The organism is Pseudomonas sp. KH_017 (genome assembly GCF_057840285.1).
The window spans coordinates 2,735,412-2,756,362 of sequence record NZ_CM174509.1 but is presented as its reverse complement, the minus strand read 5'-3'; the positions used below and the strand labels follow the sequence as shown (position 1 = coordinate 2,756,362).

Below are 20,951 nucleotides of genomic sequence, written 5' to 3'. Positions count from 1 at the left end.
GGATCGATGCCGCAAGGATAGGCTCAGAGAAAGAGTGTGCCCCAGCCCTGATCTGGCCAGGTACGATCTCAAATACGCCTCTTGCTACAGGGGAACCGGGATGACGGGAAAAACTGCGCGCCAATACTCGCCATGGATCCTGCTTTCCCTGCTCGCCATCGACCTGGCACTGACAGCGGGATGTTCAGGCAAAGCCACCACGGCTCAATATTCAGCCCCAAGCACGGGTTCAACCTGCTACGCAAAAGCCCTCCCCACTGTCGGCGAAGGTGGCCTCGCCTGGGCCGACACATTGGACATGGCTCGCCAGAAATCCCTGGATAATTGCATCCGTTATGCGGGCCGATCCGGCGGCACGCCGAACACCTGTAAAGTGGTGATGGCGGAATGTAAGCATTGATAGAGTGGTTTTTCATTTCTGCGTCGCTTTTGCCTTTCTGTGCGACAGATCCCACTTCAGGGGCTCCCGTTTCACACGCTCGTGGTGTTAGTTTTGAAAAGTTTCTGATCAAGCGATCAGATATTTCTTACAAACCGCCTGCAAAGGAATGCCCCCAGCAATGGATTTTTCCCTCAAGCACCTGGCTGCGACCACCCTGATGCTCGCCAGCCTTTCGTCGTTCACCACCGCTGCCCACGCCAACATCACTCCGCAACAGAGCGCGATCATCCTCAAGACCTTCAGTGATGCATCGGTCAAGGATTTCCGGCAGTTCCTGGGAAGCCTGGCCAAGAGCGATATCGCCAAGACCGACGACCTCGGCCCGGCCATCCGCGCCTTCCTCGACAACAAGACGCTTAACGCTGAGCAGCAAAACGAAATCCATCGTTTGCTTGGCCTCTATGCCCGGGTGAAATACGGCAGCGCGGCCACCGAAACCTTGAAGGAGCTGGTGGCCATTCCTACCGTGAACGTGGACGGCGTGGCCCAACACGACAACCCCGAATTCCTCAAGATTGCCGAGAAGATCAAGGGCCTGGCCCAGGCGTTCAACCTGAACTTTCGCAACATCGACAACCGCGTCTACGAGATCTCCCTCGAAGGCAGCGGCGATGAAGTCGTGGGCATCCACGCCCATGCCGATGTGGTGCCGGTGACGCCGGAAAACTGGGTGCTGCAGGACGGCACCCGCCTCGATCCGTTCAAGGTCACCCTGATCGGCGATCGCATGTATGGCCGCGGCACCGAGGATGACAAGAACGGCATCGTGGTGGCGCTCTACGCAATGAAGATCATCAAGGAAGAGCTGCTGCCGCTGGCCCGCAACTTCAAGCTGCTGGTCGACACCACCGAAGAGACCACGGGCGACGCCATTCCCTACTACTTTGAACGCAACCCGACGCCCAACTACAACCTGGCGCTGGATGGCGGCTACCCGGTGGTGATCGCCGAGAAAGGTTACGGCACGGTCATGGCCAGCTTCGCCAAGCGCGCCGCGCAAGACAAGGGCGCAGAAATCACCTCGATGACCGGTGGCCTGGCCACCAACCAGATTCCGTCGACATCGGTCGCGACCCTGGTGACCGACAAGCCCGCCGAACTGGCCGCCAGCCTGCAAAAGGCCGGCACCGAATATGCCAAGCGCAACGGCGGCAACTTCGAGGTCGCCGCCAAGGTCGACGGCAAGGACGTCAAACTGACGGTCATCGGTGTGTCCGCCCACTCCTCCGAGCCCGAGTCCGGCGTCAACCCGGTGGCCAGGATGCTCGACTTCATCAATGGCCTCGACGGCAAGGTCGCGCTCAAGCACAACCAGATCACGGACGCCGCCCGCTACGCCGCCGACAACTGGGGGCTGGACTACCTGGGTGGCAAGTTGGGAGTCGGTTTTGCCGATGCGTTCATGGGCCCGCTGACCACTTCCCTGACCTATGTCGGGATGGATGACAAAGCCTTCAAACTCGCGGTCAACCTGCGCGTACCGAAGGGCAAGACGCCGCAAGTGCTCCAGTCCGAAATCGCCGCTAAGCTGGACGCCTGGAGCAAGAAGACCAGCATCACACCGACCTTCGACCTGTCGATTGCCGAACCGATGTACCGCAACCCCGAGGGTGAATGGGTCAAGGCCCTGCTCGCGGTGGCCAGCGAAAACCTCGGCATGGAACACAAGTTCGGCACCTCCGCCGGCGCCACGTCCGTGCATGAACTGCCCAACGGTGTGCAATTCGGCCTGGCCATGCCGGACGTCAAATACACCGGTCACAACGACAACGAGTTCAAGACCACCGAGCAGTTCCTGCTGGACTTGCAGATCGTGACCGAGATGATGGGCCGCATCGGGCAATTGCCGAAACTTTGATCCCCCCTTCGGACCCGCCGCCCTGGCGGGTCCATTGCTTTCACTCCCACTCCCAAATCACATGCCGGCCCCTGTAGGAGCGAGCCTGCTCGCGAAAAACCAGAGGACGCCGCGGTAAGTCTGGATTCCCGCGTCATCGTTACCCTGCATCGCGAGCAAGCTCGCTCCTACCGGTCGATTTGATCCAGCACCCGGTTCGCCGTGATCTCCGCCAGCATCACGCTGTTGGAAATGCCCAGCAGCGCATTGCGCGACCCACCATCCAGGTGATCCACCAACTGATGCACCATCACATCGACCGACGCGAGGGTTTCGACCAGATAAACCATCAACGTTTCGGCACTCGCCTGCGGGTCCACGGTGAACAAGGTGCTGGGGGTGCGCGGTGTGGCTTTTATATCGGCAATCGAGGGGATGTGAAAATCGAGGGCGGCTTCGTTGAGCCTGGTTGAGTCGGGTTCATGTGGGGAGACCGGATCGGCGTCCGGTGGGTTTGGCGTTACCTTGAACATGATCTTCAATTCCTGAGTGATGCTGTCACCACTTCGCGACTAAACGAAGGGGTGGTAGCTGTACGCAGGTTAGTCGACCGGGGAATTGAAGAAGCCGGCGCACCCGAAGGTGCCCTGCGCACAGCCACCATCAAATACAGGAGGAAATACCTGTCTGACGGAACTTGTGCGACTTCAATTACCACCAGGCGACTAAACCCGATCACTGATGAGCAGTGACTCGAATCAAGTTACCGATGGCCCCCAAGGCGCACAAGCCGGCGGATTCTGGCGTAGCCGTAGGCAACGGCGCAAGGTCTTGTAGCTTGCATGAAGTAACCTTAAACGCCTTTAAACAAACGCTCTCCGGCGATGTTGAGTGACATGGCGCACTTGCCCGGATTGATGAACAAACCTCATGAACCCTTGCCGATTTACCCGTCTAGTGCTCATCCGTTAGCTCGCTTACTGTTTCCCCAGCGGTCCTGTACCCAGCCGATACCACTGACGTGCAGCCTGACCATCAAAAGCGGGAATTTGGGGTGAAACCACGCCTCCCGTTGTGCGCTCGTTCCTGACGGCCCACGACCTCAGCGGGAAAACCATCATCCCCTTCAACACCCACGGCGGCTGCCTTGCAGTTGGCTAACCCGCCTTTAGGAGCAACATTGATGAATCCCTTGATCGCCCCATTGGTGGCCTTATCCCTCATGGCTGGAGAAACCAGCGCCCAGGCCTCCAGCGAGATCCGGGTCACCCACGCCGGCTCACAGCCCTCCGTCAAGGGCGCTGCGGAAAACTTCACCGGCACGGTTCGGGTTGATGGCCTGTTCAAGGGTGATTCCCCTGCCCGCATCGGCGGTGGCACCGTGACCTTCGAACCCGGTGCACGCACCGCCTGGCATACCCATCCGCTGGGGCAAACGCTGATCGTCACCGCCGGGGTCGGCTACGTGCAGCAAGAGGGCGCCCCACGTCAGGAAATCCGTCCGGGCGACATTGTCTGGGTCCCGCCGCAAACACGTCACTGGCACGGCGCGACGGCCACCAACGGAATGACTCATATCGCAATCGCCGAAGCCGAGGACGGCAAGGCTGTCACCTGGGCGGAAAAAGTTTCGGATGCGCAGTACGAAGGTCAATCGCCCGCGCAGGGCATGTAGCTGTTTGTTGTAGATCAAACCTCACTCGAACACCGCCTGCCAAAGCAGTGATGAGCAATGGATGGAGCCTTCCACGATGACCACTGACACACCGATCGCACATCGCAAGACCAGCCCTCTCCCCGCGCTGATAGCCCTGTGTCTGGGCCTTGGGTTGGTGTCGGGTGTTGCCACTCAGAAAGCCGAGGCATCGCAACCCATGACCAACACACAACCTGCGGCACAAACGCTGTCGGCCAGGCAGCAGGCCATTCCACTGATCGCAGCGTTCATGGCGACCAGTGACATGCCCAGGCTCAACGCTGCGTTGAACCAAGGCCTGGATGCCGGCCTGACGGTCAGCGAGACCAGGGAAATCCTGGTGCAGCTCTACGCCTATGTCGGCTTCCCCCGCAGCCTCAATGCATTGAATGAACTGATGACGGTGGTGCAAGCGCGCAAACAGCGTGGCATCCAGGATGCGCCTGGAAGCGAACCTGGCCGTGCCATCCCAACCGGTGAAGCTTTGCTCGCGGCAGGAACGGCCAATCAAACCCGTATCTCGGGTGGGCCGGTCAAAGGGCCGGTGTTCGATTTCGCCCCGGTCATCAACCAGTTCCTGCAAACCCACCTGTTCGGCGACATCTTCGAGCGCGACAACCTCGACTGGCAAAGCCGCGAGCTGGCGACCGTCGGCGCGCTGGCCGCAACGCCGGGTGTGGAATCGCAGTTGCGCTCGCACATGCGAGCAAGCATGCGGGTCGGGTTGAGCGTAGAGCAATTGCGTCAGGTCATCGAGGTACTGGCCAAACACGGTGATGAACAATCCGCCAAACGTGCAAGCACGGCCCTGACACAGGCACTTGCTGCCTCGGGAGGTTGAACATGAAGACTGGAAAAAACCTGCTGGGCGTTACCCTGCTGAGCGTGCTTGCCGCCTGTGCAAGCCATGCCAATGCCGCCGCTCCCTTGATGATTCAGGAGCAAGGCAGCTTTGCCGCCGGCGGGACGATGACCACCGCACCGGGCACGTTCAATCCGCGTAAGCCCATGACGCCAGACGGCCAGACTTACCACGGCGACCATGCCTACACCTTCTACCAGATCCCGGTCGATGCGCGAAAACTGCCCATCGTCATGTGGCACGGCGCAGGCCAGTTTTCCAAGACCTGGGAAACCACCGCGGATGGCCGGGAAGGCTTCCAGAACATCTTTCTGCGTCGTCAGTTCGGCGTGTATCTGATCGACCAGCCGCGTCGTGGCGATGCCGGACGCAGCATGGTCGAGGCGACGGTCAAGCCTGTCCCGGACGAACAGCTCTGGTTCAACCAGTTCCGCATCGGCCTGTGGCCCGACTATTTCGAAGGTGTGCAGGTTGCCCGGGATGCGCAAACGCGCGACCAGTTCTTCCGCGCAATGACGCCGAACACCGGGCCGTTCGACATGAACGTGGTCTCCGATGGCGTGTCGGCGGTGTTCGACAAAATCGGCCCCGGCATCCTGTTCACTCACTCGCAGGGTGGCGGACCGGGCTGGTTGACGGCGATCAAGAACAACAAGGTCAAGGCCATCGTGGCTTTCGAGCCGGGCAGCAGCTTTGTCTTCGCGCAGGGTGAGGTCCCCGCGCCGATTCCCAGCGCGTTCGACACGGTGCAAGGCGCAGCGGTGCCGATGGATCAGTTCATGGCGCTCACGCGCATTCCGATCCTGATCTTCTACGGCGACAACATCCCGGAGCAGGCCGTCGACCTGCCCGCCCAGGACAGTTGGCGCGCCCGCCTCACCATGGCCCGGCTATGGCGCGATGCCGTCAACCGGCATGGCGGTGACGTGAGGCTGATCCACTTGCCGGAGATTGGCATCAAGGGCAATACCCACTTCCCCATGTCGGATTTGAACAACGTGCAGATCGCGGACCTGGTGTCCGGGTTCCTGACCGAAAAGCATCTGGATTGACGGCTACAGAACAGTTTTTCAAACGCCCCCCTTTTAATGCTCCGGAGACTCTTATGAGAAACACCATTCTGAAAGCCTCGCTGATGGCCGCCATGGTCGGTATGTCTGCTGGCGAAGCCGGTGCCGCCGACTACAAAAAGAACCCGTTCACCCTGGCTTACGACGGTGCAATCACCAAGAACGAGCCCGGCAAGGTCAACATCCACCCGGTCAGCTACAAGCTCAATGGCCTGGACATCGCTGCCAACGTCTACACCCCTGCCAACTACGATGCGAAGAAGGTCTATCCCACGGTGGTGGTGGCGCACCCGAACGGCGGCGTGAAAGAGCAAGTGGCCGGTCTGTATGCCCAGCGCCTGGCTGAACAAGGCTACATCACGATCACCGCCGATGCCGCGTATCAAGGCGCAAGTGGCGGACAGCCGCGCAGCATCGACAAGCCGGCGTACCGTATCGAGGATATCCACGGCATGGCGGACTTCATCACTCAGTATGCCGGCGTCGACGGCAAGCGCCTGGGCCTGCTCGGCATCTGCGGTGGCGGTGGCTACTCGTTGGCCGCCGCGCAAACCGACAAGCGATTCAAGTCGGTGGCGACCGTGAGCATGTTCAACTCTGGACGGGTGCGTCGCAATGGCTACAACGACTCGCAACTGGACACCATCGAGCAACGCCTGCAACAGGCTTCCGCTGCCCGCGCCCAGGAAGCAGCCGGCGGCGCGGTGCTCTATTCCGGTGATGCCAACCTCACCGACGAGCAAATCGCCAAACTGCCGTTCGAGCTGTATCGCCAGGGTTACGAGTACTACTGGAAGACCCATGCCCACCCTGACTCGACCTTCAAGTACACCACGAGCAGCCTGCTGGATCTGATGCGCTTCGACGCCACCAACCAGATCGAACTGATCAATCAGCCATTGCTGATGATTGCCGGCAGCAAGGCCGACAGCCTGTACATGACCCAGGACGCGTTCCCCAAGGCCACCGGTACGAAAGACAAGGAATTGTTCATCATCGACGGCGCAACGCACATCGAAACCTACTGGGTTCCCAAGTATGTGGACGCTGCACTCGGCAAGTTGACGCCGTTCTACGCAAGAACCCTGTGATTGGCTCGTTTGGGTCGCGCATCCATGCGGAACCTGATTACATGGAATAATCCCGCGCTCCGCATGAGAGGCCCTCATCAATGTCCCGCGCCAACCTCAACGATCTGCAAGCCTTCGTGGTCATTACCCGCGAAGGCAGCTTCACTCGCGCCGCCGCACAGCTGGGGGTCTCGCAGTCTGCGCTGAGCCACACCATGCGCGCGCTCGAAACCAGGCTCGGCGTTCGCCTGCTGACCCGGACCACGCGCAGCGTATCCCCTACCGAGGCCGGTCAACGGCTGTATCAGTCCATGGCGCCGCGCTTCGACGAAATTGAACTTGAACTGGCTGCGGTCAGCGAGTTTCGCGACACCCCGGCAGGTAACGTGCGGATTTCAGCTTCCGAACATGCGGCGAACAACATTCTTTGGCCCAAGCTGTTGAAGGTGCTTCCCGACTACCCGGACATCAAGGTCGAAATCACCGTCGACTACGCCCTCTCCGACATCGTCGCGCAGCGTTACGACGCAGGCGTGCGCCTGGGAGACCAGGTGGCCAAGGACATGATCGCCGTGCCGATCGGCCCCCCGTTGCGCATCGCGGTAGTGGGGTCTCCCGAATACTTCAAACAGCGGCCGTTTCCGCAAGAGCCAAGGGATTTGGCCGCCCAAAATTGCATCAATTTGCGCCTGCCCACCCACGGGAGCCTGATGCAATGGGATTTTGAAAAGGACGGTCACGAACTCAAGGCGCGTGTCGAAGGGCAATGGACGTTCAACAGCAGCGTGCCGATCCTGCGCGCTGCCGTTGCGGGCTGCGGCTTGGGTTTTTTGCCGGAAGATATGGTCGCCAGGGAACTTGCCGACGGTAGCCTTGTGCGGGTGCTGGAGGATTGGTGCCAACCCTTTGCCGGCTACCACCTTTACTACCCCAATCGCCGTGAGCATTCTTCAGCGTTTGGCGTAGTGGTGGACGCGCTGCGTTATAAACGCTGAGTCGTCCATCGTTAAGGTGCCTGGATGGCACGTTAACGGGGAACTTCGCACAGCAGTTCCGCCATGAAGGACAGCTTAGTTGTGTTGCATCGACCGGTTGAATCCACAATCGTTTGCAGCCCTTCGAGACAGGCAGCAATCGGCCCAGAGTGTGTAAAAACGTACGTCAAGGTGCATCACATCCAGCTAGCAAGCTGGGCCAACCGGCGGAACGCTCTGACGAACATAATAATTGTCGAATTCACTGCTTTCGACGAATTGGAAGCCATGGCGGGTATAAAAGCGATTCGAAGCGCTTTCTTTGAGAGCACCAACTTTAATAGGGAGCGCAGCCGCATCCGCCTCTTTGAAAATCTGTGTGAGAACAGCAGAGCCTATCCCTGATCCTTGCGCGGCCGGTCTCACATACAAGTGGTCGAGCAAGAGTTCATTGTGGTGATGCTTGACCACTACAAAACCAACCCTCTCTCCAGATACCTCGATGTAGTGTGTGTTGTGGGCTTCAAAACCGCTAAGAAACCGCTCGCGCGCACGCACTGGATCAAATCGCCCAACACGCTCCAGACTGTCGCGCATAGCCTCAATTCGAATGGCTACAAGATTGTCCAAGTCGCTTTGTTGAGCCAGGACCAAAACGACTGGGGAATTTTGATTGGGTGTGACGGGCATATTTTGCACTCTAACTACCATCCAGAGATGGCCAGTATAGAGAGCCTGATAGGTGGTTCCCAGTTCGGCTTCACCGTCGAATACATACGTCCACCTCAAATGCGAATGAAGGGCTGCCTCTGTGTACTATTATTTTTGCGTATTCATTTACAGGGGGAAGCCGGTGAAACGCTTCATTCAAGGTGAACATTGAGGTCAGCCACTGTGAAACCAAGCGTTTTACGGTAGTAATTGCCGGTGTCGACATCGACAAGATCATCGCAACGCCAGAGAGTGGTTAATGGCATGCTGGCCTCGGTCTATGATTGAGCAATTTCGAGATCAGTACCCATTGCTCATCCATGGGTCAATAGGACGCCGGGGCAGCAGGAGGCATGTAATGGAACTGAAGTTCAGTCACATCGATGTACTGGTCAAGGATCTCGAGGAAGCCTGTGCTTACTACGCACAGATACTGAACGCCAGGATCTCCAAAACGCTCGTCTGGGAACGAGGTGGTCTGCATGTGCGCTACGCGATTGCGTTGATCGGTCAAGAGCGTTTCATGTTGGTACAGCCGTTGGCAGGGAACCTGAGGGAGCTATTGGACGCCTCGGGCGAAGGGATGATTTATCGCCACTGCTATTCGACGCCGGACATCGAGAAGGCCTATGACGAACTGATAGCCGCCGGTGTTCAGCCAGAAGACGAAAACGGAAAGCCAATGGCCCGCGCGAACCTGCAATCCCCGTCCGGGACACGCATTATCTGGTTACCCAAGCGCTTCGGGCACTTCTCTATCGAAATCCTGGAAGACAAGGCGCTAGAGGCGTTTGTAGAGGCTGCATTTGCCTGAGTGATGTCGCCAAATAGTAGTCAGGCGTATTAGTTGGAGGAGTTGCAATGACAACAATCGATGTGAAATCCCGATTCGAAGCAAAGCTTCTTCGTCCGGCAAAGCCTGGTAATGATACGTCGTGGGCGTTCGTAGTACTGCCAAGAGACGCGAGTGAACAGCTTCCGAGGCGAGGAAGGACGACAGTTGAAGGCACAATCAATGGGCACCATTTCCAGGCAACCCTTGAGCCGGATGGTCAGTTGAGCCATTGGCTGCAGGTAAGTAGAGAGTTACTCGAAGCCGCAGGCGCGGCCGTTGGGGATATCGTTACACTAGAGCTAATCCCTGTGAAGAAGGAACCCGAGCCTGACATCCCGCCAGATTTTCAGGAGGCACTGGCAGCCACTCCTGAGGCTCGTAAAGTTTGGAACAATACGACGACCATCGCACGAGTAGACTGGATACACTGGATTACTTCAGCCAAGCAACTTAAGACGCGCGCAAAACGAATGGGTGATGCCTGCGATATGCTTGCATCCGGCAAGAAGCAGGTTTGCTGTTTCGACCAGTCCGGCTACTACAGTAAGGCCTTCCGTGCACCCGAGGCAGAAAATTTTTAAATGGAACATTCCGTTGAATACGCCTGACAATGCGTTCAAATCGTTCGCTTCGTTCACCGCGACCGGCTAAAGCCGGCCTTTTAGCTTAATTGTTATGAATGTCTGCAAAGGGTCGTTTTCAACCGGTCGCGACAGGCAGTAATCATCCAATCCGCTCGTCCCAGAGAGATCTCGCGGCCCTGGTCCCGAAACCTTCTCGCCCGCTTAAACCTTCCAAGCTATCCCCATCCGTTGCTGCTCTAGCAGATTCTTCAACAAAACAAAATAATTGCGCCTGGCCATTTCATGACCGATTGGTATTCACCGTGAACGCTAAATTTGCATGTGTCGATATCAGACAAGAAGGCGACGCGAACAGGTAACTGAAACGTCGGACAAGCCGGGTAAGGTGGCGCATCTTTTCATCGAAATAACCACATCGCGAAGATGGGTTTGATAAGAACTGCAGCGTTTGAAGGGTGCCACTTTCAGGAAGGCCAGCAGGCAACAATGATGATCCGTTGCCCCTATCAATTCGCTTAAATCTCGATCAGCAGAGAAAAAAAAACCAATGATTAGCCCGAACTCCAAGGATTCGAGTGGCCAATTGGCGCAGGGCTTCAAGCCTCGTCACGTAACAATGCTGTCTATCGCCGGGATTATCGGCGCCGGTTTATTCGTTGGCTCAGGACATGCCATTGCAGCTGCTGGCCCAGCAGTCCTACTGGCGTACCTATTCTCCGGCCTGCTGGTCGTTCTGGTCATGCGCATGCTCGGTGAAATGGCGGTGGCCAACCCGGACACCGGCTCGTTCTCCACCTATGCCGACCAGGCAATAGGTCGTTGGGCAGGCTTCACCATCGGTTGGCTCTACTGGTGGTTCTGGGTGCTGGTGATCCCTATCGAAGCACTGGCCGCCGGCCATGTGTTGAACCAATGGTTTCCCCAGATCGATGCCTGGCTGTTCGCCCTGGTGTCGATCATTGCGTTGGTGATCACCAATCTGTTCAGCGTGTCCAAGTACGGTGAATTCGAGTTCTGGTTCGCCATGGCCAAGGTGGTGGCGATCATCGGTTTCATCGGCGTGGGTTTTGCCGTGCTGATGGGCTGGGTTCCCGATCGGGAAGTCAGCGGCTTGAGCGGACTGATGGCCGAGCATGGCGGACTTGCCCCCAACGGCCTGTCGGCGGTAGTCGGCGCTTTCATCACCATCATGTTCAGCTTCATTGGTACTGAAGCGGTCACCATCGCCGCCGCCGAATCCGACAACCCGTCGCAGAACATTGCCAAAGCCACGCGTTCGGTGATCTGGCGCATCGGCGTGTTCTACCTGTTGTCGATTTTCGTGGTCATCTCCGTGGTGCCCTGGAACGATCCGCTGCTGGCCCAGGTAGGCTCCTACCAGCGGGCACTGGAAATCATGAACATTCCCAACGCCAAGTTCATGGTGGACGTGGTGGTGCTGATCGCCGTGGCCAGCTGCATGAACTCCTCGATCTACATTGCCTCGCGCATGCTGTACTCGCTGGGCCGTCGTGGCGATGCGCCGAAGGCGCTGAAGGCGACCTCCTCCGAAGGCGTGCCGCGGGCAGCCGTCATCGCCAGCACCGTGCTGGGCGCAGCGATCACCGTGTGGAGCTACTTCATGCCCGCCGGGCTGTTTGACTTCCTGCTGGCCAGCTCCGGTGCGATTGCCTTGCTGGTGTATCTGGCCATTGCAGTGTCGCAGTTGCGTATGCGTCGGATGCTGCGCCGACAGAATGTCGAACTGGCCTTTCGCATGTGGCTGTTCCCGTGGCTCACCTGGCTGGTGATCGCGTTCATTTGCGCAGCGCTGGCGGTGATGATGGTCACCCCGGAACACCGTAGCGAAGTGAGCTCGACCATTGGCCTGGCGCTGGCGATTTCCTTTATCGGTCTTGTGACATCGCGTCAGCCTGCGCGGGATGCAAGGGCAACGTCAGTGGGATAAAAACCAAGGAGGTATTTGCGCCGAACCTGATGCTCCCTACGCCGAGGCTGGGGGGAATTACAAGCTCCTGTGTCTCAGGCCGTAATCGCTCTTTGTGAGGACATGACCACGATGTCATCGAACTCCACCGTGTCCGGCGGTACGACTCAATCCGTTGGTTTTCTGCTGTTGGATAAATTCACGTTGATTTCCCTGGCGTCCGCCGTAGAGCCACTGCGCATGGCCAATCAGTTGTCGGGGCGAGAGCTATACCGCTGGCATACGTTCAGCCCCGATGGAGAGCCTGTCTGGGCCAGTGACGGCGTGCCGATCACTCCGGATGCTTCGTGGAACAATCCATTAGTGGCGGACACTGTAATCGTGTGCGGTGGTGTTGGAATCCAGAGTGTGATTACCCGCGAGCACATTACTTGGCTGCAAGCCTTGGCGCGTCAATCCAGACGGTTGGGAGGTGTGTGCACCGGCAGCTGGGCGCTCGCCAAAGCCGGGCTGCTCGACGGCTACGAGTGCAGCGTGCATTGGGAATGTTTGGCTGCCATGCAGGAAGCTTTCCCACGAGTCAGCATCAGCGCGAGTCTCTTCACCCTCGACCGAAACCGATTCACAAGCTCCGGGGGAACAGCGCCGCTGGACATGATGCTGCACCTGATCGGTCGCGATCATGGTCGTGAATTATCCGCCGCCATCTCTGAGATGTTTGTCTACGAGCGCATACGCAACGAACAGGACCATCAGCGCGTTCCGCTCAGGCATGTGCTGGGAACTCATCAGCCCAAGTTGCAGGAGATCGTCGCGTTGATGGAGGCCAACCTCGAGGAACCGCTCGACCTGGATAACCTTGCCGAATACGTTGATCTGTCACGTCGACAGCTGGAGCGGCTATTTCAGAAATACCTTCACTGTACGCCGTCACGCTACTACCTGAGATTACGTCTAATTCGAGCGCGACAACTGCTTAAGCAAACATCATTGTCGATCATTGAGTTGGCGTATGTATGCGGTTTCGTGTCCACACCCCACTTTTCCAAATGCTATCGCGAGTACTTTGGTGTTCCACCCAGCGACGAGCGTTCCGGCTCTGAAATGAGTGGCAAACCTGCAACGCTTGCGACTACGCAGCATTCATCGACCAGACCGCTGACAGCGCTCGACCAGGCACGAAACGAATCGACTTTTGCCAGTGTTCGGATGATTGATCGTTCCGATTTGGCGCAATCGTGCTGATCGGCCGTCCCTGCCGTCCCCATTCATCCGCAGTGCATGGGTTTACTCAATAAGATCACGCAGGAGATTTGACGTGCACATTGGTGTTCCTCTCGAAACCCAGACCGGTGAAACACGGGTTGCTGCAACCCCGGAAACCATCAAGAAGCTGATCGGCCAGGGCCATAAGGTCACTGTACAAAGCGGCGCCGGCATTAATGCCAGCGTTGTCGACAGTGCCTATGAAGCGGCAGGCGCAAGCATTGGCAGCGCCAACGATGCGTTTGGTGCAGAGCTGATTCTCAAAGTCGTCGCCCCCAGCGACAGTGAGCTCGCACTGATCAAGAGCGGCACCATAGTGGTGGGCATGCTCAATCCGTTCAGCAATGAAACCATCGCTAAAATGGCCGAGTGCGGCATTACCGCCTTTGCCCTGGAAGCCGCGCCTCGTACCTCCCGCGCTCAGAGCCTGGATGTGCTGTCGTCGCAAGCCAACATCGCCGGTTACAAGGCTGTGTTGCTGGCCGCGCACTACTACCCGCGTTTCATGCCGATGCTGATGACCGCTGCGGGCACCGTGAAAGCGGCCCGCGTGCTGATCCTCGGTGCTGGCGTGGCCGGTTTGCAGGCCATCGCTACGGCGAAACGCCTGGGGGCGGTGATCGAAGCGTCGGACGTGCGTCCTGCGGTAAAAGAGCAGATCGAATCCCTCGGCGCCAAGTTCGTCGACGTGCCTTACGAGACCGACGAAGAGCGTGAATGCGCCGTCGGTGTCGGCGGTTACGCCCGCCCGATGCCGGCCAGCTGGATGCAGCGCCAGGCCGCCGCCGTGCACGAACGCGCCAAGCAGGCTGACATCGTTATCACCACCGCGCTGATTCCCGGCCGCAAGGCACCGACACTGCTCAGCGCGCAAACCGTGTCACAGATGAAACCGGGCTCGGTGGTCATCGACCTCGCGGCCGCCCAGGGCGGCAATTGCCCGCTGACCGTGGCCGATCAGGTGGTCGTCGAAAATGGCGTGACCATCGTTGGCCCGACCAACCTGGCCAGCGCCGTGGCGGCTGACGCTTCGGCGCTGTACGCCCGCAACCTGCTGGACTTCATGAAACTGTTGTTCGATAAAGAAGGACAACTGGTGATCAACCTTGAAGACGATATCGTCGCCGCGTGCCTGATGTGCCGCGACGGCCAGATCGTGCGCAAGAACGGCTGAGGATAAAAACAATGGAAGACATGCTGATCTCTGACGGTATCTACAACCTGATCATCTTCGTGCTGGCTATCTATGTCGGGTACCACGTGGTCTGGAACGTGACACCTGCTCTGCACACGCCACTGATGGCCGTCACCAATGCCATCTCGGCCATTGTGATCGTCGGCGCCATGCTCGCCGCCGCCCTCACCGTGACCCCGCTGGGCAAGACCATGGGCACCCTGGCCGTGGCCCTGGCCGCAGTCAACGTGTTTGGTGGCTTCCTGGTGACCCGGCGCATGCTGGAAATGTTCAAGAAAAAAGCGGCTCCGGCAAAAGCTCCGGCAGCCAAAGCCGCAGCAGCCAAGGCTGAGGTGCAGCAAGCATGAGCATGAACCTGGTTACGTCCCTGTATTTGATCGCCTCGGTCTGCTTCATCCAGGCGCTCAAGGGCCTCTCACACCCCACCACGTCGCGTCGTGGCAACCTGTTCGGCATGCTCGGCATGGGCCTGGCGATCCTCACCACGGTCGGCCTGATCTACAAGTTGGGTTCCGAGTTGGCCCATGACGGCATCGTCTACGTGATCGTCGGCCTTCTGATCGGCGGCACTGCCGGTTCGATCATGGCCAAACGCGTTGAAATGACCAAGATGCCCGAGCTGGTCGCCTTCATGCACAGCATGATCGGCCTGGCGGCGGTGTTCATCGCCGTGGCTGCCGTGGTCGAGCCGCAGTCGCTGGGCATCGTCAAGCAACTCGGTGACGCCATCCCGGCCGGTAACCGCCTGGAACTGTTCCTCGGTGCCGCCATCGGTGCAATCACCTTCTCCGGGTCGGTGATTGCGTTCGGCAAGCTGTCCGGCAAGTACAAGTTCCGCCTGTTCCAGGGTGCACCGGTACAGTTCAGTGGCCAGCACAAGCTGAACCTGCTGCTGGGCCTGGCCACACTGGGCCTGGGCGTGACCTTCATGCTCACCGGCGACTACACCGCTTTCGCCGTGATGCTGGCCCTGGCCTTCGTGCTCGGCGTGCTGATCATCATCCCGATCGGTGGCGCGGACATGCCAGTGGTCGTGTCGATGCTCAACAGCTACTCCGGCTGGGCAGCGGCGGGTATCGGTTTCTCGCTGAACAACTCGATGCTGATCATCGCCGGTTCGCTGGTGGGCTCAAGCGGTGCGATCCTCTCGTACATCATGTGCAAGGCGATGAACCGCTCCTTCTTTAACGTACTGCTCGGCGGTTTCGGCAATACGGCGGATGCGGCCGGCCCGGCGGGCTCGAAAGAAGCCCGTCCGGTGAAATCCGGTTCGGCTGACGACGCGACCTTCCTGCTGACCAACGCCGACACCGTGATCATCGTGCCGGGCTACGGCCTGGCGGTAGCCCGGGCACAGCATGCGCTGAAGGAACTGACCGAGAAGCTGACCCACCGCGGCGTGACCGTGAAGTATGCGATCCACCCGGTTGCCGGTCGTATGCCCGGCCACATGAACGTGTTGCTGGCCGAGGCCGAAGTGCCTTACGACCAGGTGTTCGAGATGGACGACATCAACTCCGAGTTCGGCCAGGCCGACGTGGTACTGGTGCTGGGCGCCAACGACGTGGTCAACCCGGCGGCGAAGAACGATCCGAAATCGCCGATTGCCGGCATGCCGATCCTCGAGGCGTTCAAGGCCAAGACCATCATCGTCAACAAGCGCTCGATGGCCAGCGGCTACGCCGGCCTGGACAACGAACTGTTCTACCTGGACAAGACCATGATGGTGTTCGGCGACGCTAAAAAGGTCATCGAAGACATGGTCAAAGCCGTCGAGTAAAACCTGCCTCAGCGCAACACTAAAATGAAGCGCCCCCCTATCCTGCGAACGTTACGCTTTCGCAGGATAGGGATGAAGACTTATAGACGAACGCTGGCAAAAGTTGATTCGTTACGTGCCTGGCTCAAAGCTGACATCGAACCGGCCAACGGCGAGAGCACCAATGCTTGCGGCAGCGGTATCATCGCCACCTGCTGCGCGGTATTGGAACCGACGCGCTCGTCACGCGGCGGAATGCCGAAGTATTCGCGGTAGCACTTGGAGAAGTGCGGCGTGGACACGAAGCCACAGATCGAAGCCACTTCGATGATCGACATCGGTGTTTGCTTGAGCAACTGGCGCGCACGGACCAGACGCAGTTTCAGGTAGTAACGCGACGGCGAACAGTGCAGGTACTTCTGGAACAGCCGCTCCAGCTGACGACGGGACACGTCGACATACACCGCCAGTTCGTCCAGGTCGATCGGCTCTTCGAGGTTGGCCTCCATCAGCGCGACGATTTCCTGCAACTTCGGTTGATTGGTGCCGAGCATGTGCTTGAGCGGCACGCGCTGGTGATCCTGCTCGTTGCGGATGCGCTCGTAGACAAACATTTCCGAGATCGCGGCGGACAGTTCACGCCCGTGATCACGGCTGATCAGGTGCAGCATCATGTCCAGCGGCGCGGTGCCTCCGGAGCTGGTGAAGCGGTTACGGTCGAGGGTGAACAAACGGGTACTCATTACGATCCGCGGGAAAGCTTCCTGCATCGCCGCCAGGCACTCCCAGTGCACGCTGCAATCGAAACCATCGAGCAGGCCGGCGCAGGCCAGGGCCCAGCTGCCGGTGCACACCGCGCCGAGGCGGCAGGCCTTGCGGGCCTGGCTTTGCAACCAGGATACGTGTTCACGGGTAACGGTGCGCTGAATGCCGACGCCACCGCAAACGATGATCGTGTCCATTGGCGGGGCTTTGTGCATGGAGGCGTCAGGGGTGATTTGCAGGCCATCACTGGCCCAGACCTGGCCGCCATCAACGGTGAGGGTGGTCCAGCGATACAGCTCGCGACCGGACAACTGGTTGGCCATCCGCAGCGGTTCTACAGCGGACGCCAGAGAAATCAGCGTGAAATTGTCCAGCAGCAGAAAGCCGATGGATTGAGGCGCACGGTTCTGGGGTTGGGCCCCGGAGTTGAACGACGTCATCGCGGTATCTCCTCACACAAAGCGGGTGAATGGCCTCAGGCAAAGGCTCTTTTTATTATCCCATCCAAAAGTTGGTGGGTTTATTCCTATTCAATCTGCAAAGGTCATACCCAATTACATAACTTTGAGTGGATCCAAAAACGACATCACCCAATGTCTCTATGCTGAGGGTTTGCAGGGCGGGAGCCATAGGGAAAACGCTTGAGTTTGCGCCTGCGTTCATCAATGTTGTGCACTTTCGTAGCATATACGCGAGAGATGCCTATAAACGACAACTTACTTGTCACCGACATCCACATGTCGGTTTTTGAATAAAGTAACAACCAATGCCCCGATTTGGGCTGACACAAGGAACCTTTAAGGCCCACCCTCCCGCAACTCAGCAGCCACCTGCGAGCATTGCTACGTCCAGTAATCGACCTGATGATTCCAGCCGCTCGACAGAAGTCGTAATTCAATCCCGAGTAATCTTGTCATTTGCCAAGGCTTAGGGCAGGTTCGATACCACTGACATCTCTGCCAAAGGAGTCACCCCATGTCAAAGCTATATCCCAGTATCGATCCCGAGGGGCTGGTCGAGTACTCAGTGGTCTACACCGACCGCTCGCTCAATCACATGTCGCAGTCATTTCAAGGCGTGATGAAGAACATTTCCAGGACCCTGAAACAGGTCTACAACGCCCAGGCTGTTGCGGTGGTCCCGGGCAGCGGCACATTCGGCATGGAAGCGGTGGCGCGACAGTTTGCCACCGACCAGCAATGTCTGGTGATACGCAACGGCTGGTTCAGTTATCGCTGGAGCCAGATCCTTGAGATGGGCAACATCCCGGCGGCCACCACGGTGCTGAAAGCCCGGCCGGTCGACACTGGTCGCCAGGCTGCCTACGCCCCACCCCCTCTGGACGAAGTGCTGGCAGCCATTCAGGCTTCGAGGCCGCAGATTGTCTTCGCCCCCCACGTTGAAACCTCATCAGGGATTATCCTGCCCGACGAGTACCTGCGGGCCGTCGGCGACGCCGTGCATGCGGTGGGTGGCCTGTTCGTGCTGGACTGCATCGCCTCAGGCACGCTTTGGGTTGATATGCACAAATGCGCAGTCGACCTGCTGATCAGCGCACCGCAGAAAGGCTGGAGCGCCTCCCCTTGCTGCGCCCTGGTGATGCTCAGTTCTTTGGCCCTCGAGCGCATCGAACAGACGCATAGCAGCAGCTTCGCCTGCGACCTGAAAAAGTGGCTTCAGATCATGCAGGCCTACGAACAGGGCGGACATGCCTACCATGCGACCATGCCCAGCGATTCCCTCGCGCGATTTAACGAAGTGATGAAAGAGACACAAGCCTACGGTTTCGACAAGGTCCGCGGCGAACAACAGGTTCTGGGCGATCGGGTGCGCGCAATGTTGACCGGCAAAGGCATCAAAAGCGTGGCCGCAGCCGGCTTTCAGGCCCCTGGCGTAGTGGTGAGCTACACCGATGATGCCGACATCAAGAGCGGTAAGAAATTTGCCAACCACGGCCTACAGATCGCCGCCGGAGTGCCGTTGCAATGCGACGAGCCGGCCGACTTCCAGACCTTCCGCATCGGTCTGTTCGGACTCGAAAAGCTGCACAATATCGAGCGCACGGTCAGCACCCTCGAGCAGGCACTGGACGAGGTGATGGTTAACTAAGCCCTCATCTTGCCCGCAGCACATAACGAACCTGTGAATTCCAGGAAGGCATCCTGCCCTGGGCACTGCCGGCCCATAATCTGGCCAACGGAGGGGACGACGCCCATGAAACATTTGCCCTGTTGCTACGAGACCCTGACAGTAACGAAGTTATAGGCGGGCTGTACGGCAAGGTCTCCTATCGCTGGCTGCTCATTGATCTTGTCAGCGTTCCCGAGTCGATGCGTGGCCAAGGTATCGGAGAACGGCGAATGCGCATGGCCGAAGATATCGCTCAGAAAAAGAACTGCACTGGTATCTGGCTGGAGACCTTCAGCTTTCAAGTACCCGGTTTTTATCAAAAACTTGGCTACTCCGAATTCGGACGCCTGGCAGACTATCCACCGGGACATACCCGGCTCTATTACCAGAAGTCGTTGTGCTGACAGCGTTTTGATCTTGGCCCGATAGCTGCTTTCGTTGGGGACCACAATCGGCCAGCAGCGGACTTTAGAATTGATGCTTGTCACCCTTATTGGAGGTTGTAAACCGTCCACAAGGCTGGGAGGCTAGAGTGAGGTTTACCATAAGGACATGCTGAAATGAGAACACGAAAAATTTTAGTCACAGGTGCTGCGGGCCAGATCGGCAGCGCTTTTTGGACAGCGCAAGGCGATAAGTCAGATTTGCGTTTAGCCGATATAGACGTTTCAAAACTTCCGGACTCGGCACAACGTTTCTCTCTCGACATCAGGGATCAAGCCAGTTGCCTTGAAGCTTGCGAAGGCATACATACCGTGATTCATCTAGCTGCTGACCCTAACCCAGACGCCGATTTCATGACCTCCCTGCTTCCTGTGAATATTGTGGGGACCTACAACATGCTATTCGCCGCAAGGGCTCAAGGCTGCAAGCGCTTCATATTTGCGAGCAGTGCCCAGACTATTGAAGGTTATCCAAAAGATGTCCAGATACATGAATGTATGGCACCTAAACCAGGCAATCTTTACGGGGTCAGCAAAGTGTTTGGGGAAGCTCTCGCTTCGATGTATGCAAACGATGGTCACATGACAACAATCGCAGTCCGTATTGCAAACGTAGCCAAGTTTCACCAAGGGGAGAGCCACAGTCCTAGGGACGTAGCTGCTTTTATCAGTTTTAAGGATGTTGTCGCACTGCTTAGAAATTGCGTTGAGGCCGAACTGAACGGATTCCACGTTATCCATGGGGTCTCAGACAACAGGTATAAGCGCCTTTCTATTGATAAGACCAGAAAAGTTGTTGGATACGCCCCCCTTGATGATGGGTTTGAGATTCTGGAAGGAAACGCTCAATCTAATTGAACACAAGTAATACGTTAAGAACGACTAACTGATCCGACAGAAGTTGGCCGTATTTTGTCGGAGCCACTCTGATGATTTTCGAGAGACCGCTTCTGGCCGTTCACTGCCAGTCTTGGTTGCCAGGGGTGCGGGTCAAATCCGTTGCAAATGGCTGCCAGCCCCAACTGGAGCCCATGCATCGCGGCTTCTTCGAAGAACGCCGATTCCGCGGGCCGACGGTAGTTCTCCCGGTTCCAGAGCAGCGCCAGGTTAGAGTTGAGGCAGTGATGCACGATCGGGTCTATCGCTGCATAGGCCTGGCTGTAGTAATGATTGCGCCAGGTAACCGGGTAGTTGCTTTGAATCAATACCTGCTGGTTGGGCGTACCAGGACCAGGCTTTACGCCCAACAGGAAATTCGAGTAACCCAGTCTACACGTCAGTGTTTTCAGGCTCCCCCAGCCAGTCCTCGAAGCGCTCCGTCTTACCGGGTTGTACCGGATCATCCATTACCAGCATGGTCATTCCCTTCCAAGATCACACCGTTC

General features: G+C 58.0%; 21 protein-coding genes and 1 pseudogene. 18 read left to right on the top strand and 4 right to left on the bottom strand.

What is annotated here, in order from left to right; all coding sequences use genetic code 11:
- Positions 1-100: 100 nt before the first annotated feature.
- Positions 101-400 carry a hypothetical protein gene (locus AC3IT6_RS12560; RefSeq protein ID WP_489355899.1) on the top strand — a complete coding sequence of 100 codons (300 nt, stop codon included), beginning with the start codon at positions 101-103 and terminating at the stop codon, positions 398-400.
- Between the two features lie 160 nt (positions 401-560).
- Positions 561-2,300 carry a dipeptidase gene (locus AC3IT6_RS12555; RefSeq protein ID WP_489355897.1) on the top strand — a complete coding sequence of 580 codons (1,740 nt, stop codon included), beginning with the start codon at positions 561-563 and terminating at the stop codon, positions 2,298-2,300.
- A gap of 167 nt (positions 2,301-2,467) precedes the next feature.
- Here the strand turns inward: AC3IT6_RS12555 and AC3IT6_RS12550 are convergent, their stop codons facing one another.
- Positions 2,468-2,812 carry a DUF6124 family protein gene (locus AC3IT6_RS12550; RefSeq protein WP_489355895.1) on the bottom strand — a complete coding sequence of 115 codons (345 nt, stop codon included), beginning with the start codon at positions 2,810-2,812 and terminating at the stop codon, positions 2,468-2,470.
- 514 nt (positions 2,813-3,326) lie between these two features.
- Between AC3IT6_RS12550 and AC3IT6_RS12545 the strand changes: the two are divergent.
- From AC3IT6_RS12545 to AC3IT6_RS12520, 6 genes and pseudogenes are all read left to right on the top strand, one after another.
- Positions 3,327-3,422 (top strand): annotated as a pseudogene (locus AC3IT6_RS12545) (flavodoxin); the annotation flags it as partial.
- Positions 3,423-3,462: 40 nt separating this feature from the next.
- Positions 3,463-3,954, top strand: coding sequence for a (R)-mandelonitrile lyase (locus AC3IT6_RS12540; RefSeq protein WP_489355893.1), 492 nt, complete (start codon positions 3,463-3,465; stop codon positions 3,952-3,954).
- Between the two features lie 76 nt (positions 3,955-4,030).
- On the top strand, positions 4,031-4,816 hold the full coding sequence (locus tag AC3IT6_RS12535) for a carboxymuconolactone decarboxylase family protein (protein WP_489355891.1): 786 nt from the start codon (positions 4,031-4,033) through the stop codon (positions 4,814-4,816).
- A gap of 2 nt (positions 4,817-4,818) precedes the next feature.
- The gene (locus AC3IT6_RS12530; RefSeq protein ID WP_489355889.1) at positions 4,819-5,889 is read left to right on the top strand and encodes an alpha/beta hydrolase; all 1,071 of its coding nucleotides are present in this window, start codon (positions 4,819-4,821) and stop codon (positions 5,887-5,889) included.
- A 53-nt stretch (positions 5,890-5,942) separates the two neighbouring features.
- Positions 5,943-6,998 carry an alpha/beta hydrolase gene (locus AC3IT6_RS12525; protein WP_489355887.1) on the top strand — a complete coding sequence of 352 codons (1,056 nt, stop codon included), beginning with the start codon at positions 5,943-5,945 and terminating at the stop codon, positions 6,996-6,998.
- Positions 6,999-7,078: 80 nt separating this feature from the next.
- Positions 7,079-7,972, top strand: coding sequence for a LysR family transcriptional regulator (locus tag AC3IT6_RS12520; protein WP_489355885.1), 894 nt, complete (start codon positions 7,079-7,081; stop codon positions 7,970-7,972).
- A 186-nt stretch (positions 7,973-8,158) separates the two neighbouring features.
- Here AC3IT6_RS12520 and AC3IT6_RS12515 read toward each other — a convergent pair whose 3' ends face one another.
- Complete coding sequence (locus AC3IT6_RS12515; protein WP_489355883.1) at positions 8,159-8,641, bottom strand: GNAT family N-acetyltransferase; 483 nt, start codon at positions 8,639-8,641, stop codon at positions 8,159-8,161.
- 379 nt (positions 8,642-9,020) lie between these two features.
- Between AC3IT6_RS12515 and AC3IT6_RS12510 the strand changes: the two genes are divergently transcribed.
- The 7 genes from AC3IT6_RS12510 to AC3IT6_RS12480 all read left to right on the top strand — a co-directional run bounded on the left by AC3IT6_RS12510 (position 9,021) and on the right by AC3IT6_RS12480 (position 16,249).
- Entirely contained in the window at positions 9,021-9,476 is a 456-nt protein-coding gene (locus tag AC3IT6_RS12510) for a VOC family protein (protein ID WP_489355881.1), read from the top strand.
- Between the two features lie 47 nt (positions 9,477-9,523).
- The gene (locus AC3IT6_RS12505) at positions 9,524-10,078 is read left to right on the top strand and encodes a YdeI/OmpD-associated family protein (RefSeq protein WP_223442839.1); all 555 of its coding nucleotides are present in this window, start codon (positions 9,524-9,526) and stop codon (positions 10,076-10,078) included.
- Between the two features lie 550 nt (positions 10,079-10,628).
- Positions 10,629-12,029 carry a GABA permease gene (gene gabP, locus AC3IT6_RS12500; RefSeq protein ID WP_489355878.1) on the top strand — a complete coding sequence of 467 codons (1,401 nt, stop codon included), beginning with the start codon at positions 10,629-10,631 and terminating at the stop codon, positions 12,027-12,029.
- 111 nt (positions 12,030-12,140) lie between these two features.
- On the top strand, positions 12,141-13,253 hold the full coding sequence (gene gbdR / locus AC3IT6_RS12495) for a choline metabolism transcriptional regulator GbdR (RefSeq protein WP_489355876.1): 1,113 nt from the start codon (positions 12,141-12,143) through the stop codon (positions 13,251-13,253).
- Positions 13,254-13,326: 73 nt separating this feature from the next.
- Positions 13,327-14,448, top strand: coding sequence for a Re/Si-specific NAD(P)(+) transhydrogenase subunit alpha (locus tag AC3IT6_RS12490; protein ID WP_223441320.1), 1,122 nt, complete (start codon positions 13,327-13,329; stop codon positions 14,446-14,448).
- An 11-nt stretch (positions 14,449-14,459) separates the two neighbouring features.
- On the top strand, positions 14,460-14,816 hold the full coding sequence (locus AC3IT6_RS12485; protein WP_223441317.1) for an NAD(P) transhydrogenase subunit alpha part 2: 357 nt from the start codon (positions 14,460-14,462) through the stop codon (positions 14,814-14,816).
- Positions 14,813-16,249 (top strand): NAD(P)(+) transhydrogenase (Re/Si-specific) subunit beta, encoded by a 1,437-nt coding sequence (locus AC3IT6_RS12480; protein WP_458369570.1) that lies wholly within the window; start codon positions 14,813-14,815, stop codon positions 16,247-16,249. Before AC3IT6_RS12485 ends, AC3IT6_RS12480 begins: the two co-directional genes overlap by 4 nt.
- An 80-nt stretch (positions 16,250-16,329) precedes the next feature.
- Here AC3IT6_RS12480 and gbdR (AC3IT6_RS12475) read toward each other — a convergent pair whose 3' ends face one another.
- On the bottom strand, positions 16,330-17,433 hold the full coding sequence (gene gbdR, locus AC3IT6_RS12475; protein WP_489355873.1) for a choline metabolism transcriptional regulator GbdR: 1,104 nt from the start codon (positions 17,431-17,433) through the stop codon (positions 16,330-16,332).
- 535 nt (positions 17,434-17,968) lie between these two features.
- Between gbdR (AC3IT6_RS12475) and AC3IT6_RS12470 the strand changes: the two genes are divergently transcribed.
- The 3 genes from AC3IT6_RS12470 (at position 17,969) to AC3IT6_RS12460 (ending at position 20,424) form a co-directional block, all read left to right on the top strand.
- Positions 17,969-19,102, top strand: a complete 1,134-nt coding sequence (locus tag AC3IT6_RS12470) for a pyridoxal-phosphate-dependent aminotransferase family protein (RefSeq protein ID WP_489355871.1) — start codon at positions 17,969-17,971, stop codon at positions 19,100-19,102.
- A gap of 50 nt (positions 19,103-19,152) precedes the next feature.
- Positions 19,153-19,527, top strand: a complete 375-nt coding sequence (locus AC3IT6_RS12465; RefSeq protein ID WP_489356543.1) for a GNAT family N-acetyltransferase — start codon at positions 19,153-19,155, stop codon at positions 19,525-19,527.
- Between the two features lie 156 nt (positions 19,528-19,683).
- Positions 19,684-20,424, top strand: a complete 741-nt coding sequence (locus AC3IT6_RS12460) for an NAD-dependent epimerase/dehydratase family protein (RefSeq protein WP_489355869.1) — start codon at positions 19,684-19,686, stop codon at positions 20,422-20,424.
- 14 nt (positions 20,425-20,438) lie between these two features.
- Here the strand turns inward: AC3IT6_RS12460 and AC3IT6_RS12455 are convergent, their stop codons facing one another.
- Entirely contained in the window at positions 20,439-20,909 is a 471-nt protein-coding gene (locus AC3IT6_RS12455) for an autoinducer binding domain-containing protein (protein ID WP_489355867.1), read from the bottom strand.
- Positions 20,910-20,951: the final 42 nt, after the last annotated feature.